Origin of the sequence: Flavobacterium cyanobacteriorum (assembly GCF_002251835.1) — a bacterium.
In the GTDB taxonomy this organism is placed as follows: Bacteria; Bacteroidota; Bacteroidia; order Flavobacteriales; family Flavobacteriaceae; genus Flavobacterium; species Flavobacterium cyanobacteriorum.
The window spans coordinates 1-3,261 of sequence record NZ_NOXV01000150.1 but is presented as its reverse complement, the minus strand read 5'-3'; the positions used below and the strand labels follow the sequence as shown (position 1 = coordinate 3,261).

The 3,261-nt window shown below is 40.5% G+C and carries 5 protein-coding genes; 3 read left to right on the top strand and 2 right to left on the bottom strand.

What is annotated here, in order from left to right; all coding sequences use genetic code 11:
* Nucleotides 1-66: 66 nt before the first annotated feature.
* Complete coding sequence (locus tag CHU92_RS02290; protein ID WP_094412193.1) at nucleotides 67-432, bottom strand: RNA recognition motif domain-containing protein; 366 nt, start codon at nucleotides 430-432, stop codon at nucleotides 67-69.
* A 128-nt stretch (nucleotides 433-560) separates the two neighbouring features.
* Nucleotides 561-1,037: a DUF6252 family protein gene (locus CHU92_RS02285; protein ID WP_094412191.1), complete on the bottom strand. Its 477-nt coding sequence runs from the start codon at nucleotides 1,035-1,037 to the stop codon at nucleotides 561-563.
* 230 nt (nucleotides 1,038-1,267) lie between these two features.
* On the opposite strand from CHU92_RS02285, the gene CHU92_RS02280 reads away from it, so the two are divergent.
* The 3 genes from CHU92_RS02280 to CHU92_RS02270 all read left to right on the top strand — a co-directional run bounded on the left by CHU92_RS02280 (nucleotide 1,268) and on the right by CHU92_RS02270 (nucleotide 3,159).
* Nucleotides 1,268-1,822: a 30S ribosomal protein S16 gene (locus CHU92_RS02280; protein ID WP_094412189.1), complete on the top strand. Its 555-nt coding sequence runs from the start codon at nucleotides 1,268-1,270 to the stop codon at nucleotides 1,820-1,822.
* A gap of 14 nt (nucleotides 1,823-1,836) precedes the next feature.
* Nucleotides 1,837-2,364 carry a ribosome maturation factor RimM gene (gene rimM, locus CHU92_RS02275; protein ID WP_094412188.1) on the top strand — a complete coding sequence of 176 codons (528 nt, stop codon included), beginning with the start codon at nucleotides 1,837-1,839 and terminating at the stop codon, nucleotides 2,362-2,364.
* Between the two features lie 90 nt (nucleotides 2,365-2,454).
* Nucleotides 2,455-3,159 (top strand): tRNA1(Val) (adenine(37)-N6)-methyltransferase, encoded by a 705-nt coding sequence (locus CHU92_RS02270; protein WP_094412186.1) that lies wholly within the window; start codon nucleotides 2,455-2,457, stop codon nucleotides 3,157-3,159.
* The last annotated feature ends 102 nt before the right edge of the window (nucleotides 3,160-3,261 follow it).

Genomic DNA, 3,261 nt, shown 5'->3' with positions numbered 1-3,261 from the left:
TCAAATAAAAAACCGTCTCAAAATTTAAGTATTGAGACGGCTTCTTTGATGTCAGCTTTTATAATATTAGTAAGTGCCGCCACGGTTGTAGCTACCTCCGCCGCGGTTATATCCTCCGCCACCGTTACGGTTGTAACCTCCCCGGTCACCGCCGCCACGGTTATTATTAAAACTTCTTCTTTCACCTTCCGGTTTAGGCTCTGATTTGTTAACAACAATAGTACGCCCCTGTACGTTAGCACCATTCAGTTCATCGATAGCCCTTTGAGCCTCTTCGTCGTTTGGCATTTCTACAAAGCCAAACCCTTTGCTCCTGCCGGTAAATTTGTCTGAAATGATTTTTACAGAATCAACCGACCCGTAAGCTTCAAAAGACTCTCTTAAATCTGCTTCCTCAATACTGAACGGAAGGCTTCCTACGAATATATTCATAATTAAATATTTAAAACATTACAAATGTAACTTAAATAAGTTACAAATGGCAGATTTATAAACATTTAATACAATTTTAATATTCAGTCATAAAAAAACCACCCTAAGGTGGTATAATTGTTATATATTCAAGGTATCACCTGTATGGGTACTTTGTAAAAATTACCTTCAAAAAAACTAACCCTTTGACCGGTTTCATTGGTCGCATTAAAATAAAATTCACCGGATATAAAGCCTCTTTGTAAATCTGTATCCCTTGGGCGGTTACTAATAATTATCAGGCCCTCATCTTCATCAGTACCTGTTTCATAAGTCCGTATGATACCGTCGGCTTCAAGCCTGAAGGTAGCTTTGTTAAGTTCGTCCAGGCCGAGATTGTAACTGCCTGGATTTACGGAAATGGTCCGTAATGTCAATGTTTCAAATCCATTAGTGGCATTAATGGTAAGCGAATTATTACTTGCTGACCTTGTAGCTGAAAAATTTGTTGCCCTCCATACTTCATTATCTTTAAAGGCCTGTACGGCAGGGGTATTAAATTTTACATCCTCCTCGCATGAGGCAAAAGCAACTAACAAGACTATGAGTGACAATATTTTTTTCATTTTGGCAAATTGGAAATAGGGTAAATCAAATTTTACAACGACAAAAATAGTTTTTTATAGAATATATCCTAATCAATTTATAATAAAATCACAATTTAATTTAGCATCTCTTATCCTATAAACGCAAAAATTCATAAAATATGTTATTTGAAACATTTGTTTATTAAAGTTTTATATATTTGCAGCCTTAAATAACAGAGGTCGGGTACCTCAAATTAATCAACAAGATTATGCCTGTAAAAATCAGATTACAAAGACACGGTAAAAAAGGAAAGCCTTTTTACTGGGTAGTAGCGGCAGACAGCCGTTCTAAAAGAGATGGTAGGTTCCTTGAAAAAATAGGGACATACAACCCAAACACCAACCCTGCCACTATTGAGCTGAACCTTGAAAGCGCTGTACAGTGGCTACACAACGGTGCACAGCCAACCGACACTGCAAGGGCAATCCTTTCTTATAAAGGAGCTTTGCTTAAGCACCACCTTGACGGAGGCGTGCGCAAAGGGGCGCTTACACAGGAGCAGGCTGATGCCAAGCTTGCTGCGTGGCTTGAAGAAAAAGCCGGAAAAGTAGATGCCAAGAAACAAGGTCTTTCTACTGCTAAAGCTGATGCCAGAGCCAAAGCGCTTGAAGCAGAAAGAAAAGTAAACGAGGAGCGTATAGCTGCTGCAAAGCAGGCTGAGGCCGAAGCTGCCGCTGCTCCATCAGAAGAAGAAACAGCTGCTGAAACAGAAGAGACAGCTGAAGCATCGACTGAAGAAAACACAGAAGAAACCCAGGCTTAATATTTTTAAGGCGGATGCGTAAAGAAGATTGTTTCTTTCTTGGCAAAATCGCCAAAAAATTCAGCTTTAAGGGCGAAGTCCTTATCTGGTTAGATACTGACGAACCCGGGTTATACAAAAACTTGGAATCAGTGTTTGTTGAAGTAAACAAACATCTGGTTCCATTTTTTATTACCAGCTCTTCCCTGCACAAAAATGATTTCCTGAGGGTGCGTTTTGAGGATGTGGATACTGAAGAAGATGCGGATGCCCTTGTAGGGAAAGAACTTTACCTGCCGCTGAGCGCACTGCCAAAACTGGAAGGGAACAGATTCTATTTTCATGAAGTAATAGGCTTTACTGCCGAAGACCAGAGGCTGGGCGATATTGGCACCATACAATCTATCAATGACAGTACGGCACAACCTCTTTTTGAAATAAAAAAAGGCGACACAGAAATCCTGGTCCCCATGATTGATGATTTTATCGTAAAGGTTGACAGGGAAAATAAAAAGATAATCCTTAATACACCGGAAGGATTAGTAGATTTATATTTGGGTTAATTCTTTCCAAGTTTTAAATTTCAGGTTTGTTTTATCGATATCCGGATGTGTGATAGCTTAAAAATCCACAATCTAAAATCTGATCATCTGATGTTCCGATTCAGGCAATTTACCATACGGCAGGACCGATGTGCCATGAAGGTAGGCACTGATGGTGTATTGCTGGGCGCATGGGCGCCTGTGGGCCATAATCCTATTTCTGTGCTTGATGTCGGGGCCGGCACAGGGCTAATAGCACTTATGCTGGCACAGCGCAGTAATGCCGAACAAATAGATGCCCTTGAGATTGACGAAGATGCTTACGAGCAATGTGTGGAAAATTTTGAGGAAAGCCCCTGGGGCGACAGGCTGTTCTGCTATCATGCAGGGCTGGACGAGTTTATGGAAGAGCCCGAAGACGACTATGACCTGATTGTTTCAAATCCTCCTTTTTATACTGAAAGTTATACAAGTGGCAATGAACAGCGCGACAGGGCACGTTTTGCAGCATCACTGCCTTTTGAGGACCTGGTTGAAGCAGCCTCAGTACTGCTTAGTGATGAAGGCGTGTTTGCGGTAATAATTCCTTATAAAGAAGAAGAGAAATTTATAGCGCTTGCTGGGGAAGAAGGCCTGTACCCATTTTATATTACACGGGTTAAAGGCACACCTGCCGCCGAAATTAAACGCAGCCTAGTAGCCTTTACACGTACCAAACAGGAAATAAAAGCTGATGAACTGGTTATTGAAACTGCCAGGCACCAGTACACCCCGGAATTTACTGCGCTGACACAGTATTTTTATTTGAAGATGTAAATAAAGCATAATAATTTCTAATGTTTGATTGTTAAATTTCATACATTTAACAAAAATATTGAAGTGGTTTAAACTTATTTGTTAAATAAAAAAGGGTTGACG

Bases quoted from the DNA above. Each gene is read 5' to 3' on its own strand.
- CHU92_RS02290 (WP_094412193.1), bottom strand. From the start codon at position 432: ATGAATATATTCGTAGGAAGCCTTCCGTTCAGTATTGAGGAAGCAGAT.
- CHU92_RS02285 (WP_094412191.1), bottom strand. From the start codon at position 1,037: ATGAAAAAAATATTGTCACTCATAGTCTTGTTAGTTGCTTTTGCCTCA.
- CHU92_RS02280 (WP_094412189.1), top strand. From the start codon at position 1,268: ATGCCTGTAAAAATCAGATTACAAAGACACGGTAAAAAAGGAAAGCCT.
- rimM (WP_094412188.1), top strand. From the start codon at position 1,837: ATGCGTAAAGAAGATTGTTTCTTTCTTGGCAAAATCGCCAAAAAATTC.
- CHU92_RS02270 (WP_094412186.1), top strand. From the start codon at position 2,455: ATGTTCCGATTCAGGCAATTTACCATACGGCAGGACCGATGTGCCATG.